Here is a 1,594-nt window from a genome sequence, read left to right on the forward strand (position 1 = left end):
GAACCAAAGGGGTCACCCATTAGAAAGTTCCGGTCAAGCAGGCAGCTGTGTTTTCTTGATCTTTTTATTCAAAAACCAAGTGTTCTTATTATTTAAACTCAATTTAAATATGACTACGCACCTAGTAATGACGTCGATTGGTGTGAATATGCACCAGTCACCCATATGAATTTAGGCAGTTTAATTAAGCATTATTGATGATTAATTAAGGCCCTTGGCTTTCGCCTCAGTCATCGTTTAGTACCAATGTCAGTCCAGTTTCTGGCTGTGTTTACACACTGCGCTGTAACAAGTCTGTGGTTTATGCTTACACATAACCAACCCTGTGTGGCTCAAACATTGGGCATATCCAGTATTTAAAATATGAGCGGTTAACGTGCAGGCTCAATCAAATCTAATGGTTTTACCAACCCCATTACTAGCTCAACACGTTAACCTAATTTGTTTTATAGACGCTAAGCAAACGCCTTGTGTTCATCGAATGGTACATTGTCTTTAAGCACGTGATAACACGCTCTTGCGAGCTTATGTGCAACCGTTTTAATCGCAACTACCTTGTTTGTTTTGGCCAGTTTTCGTTGATAATATTTTTTAACTGTTGGGTTATAACGAATTGCAAAATTAGCAGCCTCAGTAAAGGCCCACGCTAAATAACGATTACCATTCTTCTGATTCGTCGCGCCTTTTTTCTTTCCATTACTGTACCTTGCCCCTTTAACACAGCGGCAATACGATGAGAAATTTCCTGGGCTATCAAAACGTTTAATCGTGCCGGTTTCTAACATAATACTCAGTGCTAAAGTATTCCCAATTCCATCAATACTGGATAGATTTATAAATTCAGGGGAGAGTGATGTTTGTTTTAAAATAGCGCCCTCTATCGCATTAATTTGCTGTTGAGCACAGCGTATTAATGAGAGGTTAGAAATGACTGACAGTGCTGTACTCATTGAGCTAAAGTCTGCATGTACCTGCTCAGTATCAACGCCTTTTCTGATAGCAGCCATTTGCTTTATTTTGTTGCTACCGAGCTTATAACCAAGATGACGCATGTAACAACTTTGCACCGATAATAAGTTTTTAGTGGACTGTTGAACAATGTCCATTCGTTTGCGCATTAAGTCGCGAACAGCCCTGAGTTCACGGGGGTAAATATAGCCTTCAGGCAGAATATTTAGACGTAGCATTTCAGCTAGCCAACGTGCATCACTATGGTCGTCAGCATGTTTTAAGCCTGAATATTGTTGAATTGCAGCAGGGTTCGCTAAGTGTAGTTTAAATTCTGCATCCATTAATGCATCAACTAACCAATACCAATTAAATGTTGATTCGACAACAAGCCCTGTTAACTTGTCTTTATACGGGGCTAAAAAAGATAAAATGACAGACATGTCATTATTTAAACGCTTGCAGCTAAGCGTTTCACCCTGTTCATTAATGATAGCAATAACACTATTATTTGAATGCAAGTCAATTCCACCATATAGTTTCATACTAAGTTCCTCGAGGTACAGTTTATGTTTTGGTCAACACAACTGTATCGAAAAACTCGAGGAGCTTTCTATATGATTATCAAATCTTGACTTCATACATC

The 1,594-nt window shown here is 38.9% G+C and carries 1 protein-coding gene; it reads right to left on the reverse strand.

Going from position 1 to position 1,594, the window contains the following annotated elements:
- Positions 1-455: 455 nt before the first annotated feature.
- Entirely contained in the window at positions 456-1,493 is a 1,038-nt protein-coding gene (locus tag P20652_RS11245) for an IS110 family transposase (RefSeq protein WP_008167925.1), read from the reverse strand.
- Positions 1,494-1,594 lie beyond the last annotated feature (101 nt).

This window comes from Pseudoalteromonas sp. BSi20652, assembly GCF_000239855.1.
Classification (GTDB): domain Bacteria; phylum Pseudomonadota; class Gammaproteobacteria; order Enterobacterales; family Alteromonadaceae; genus Pseudoalteromonas.

Bases quoted from the DNA above. Each gene is read 5' to 3' on its own strand.
- P20652_RS11245 (WP_008167925.1), bottom strand. From the start codon at position 1,493: ATGAAACTATATGGTGGAATTGACTTGCATTCAAATAATAGTGTTATT.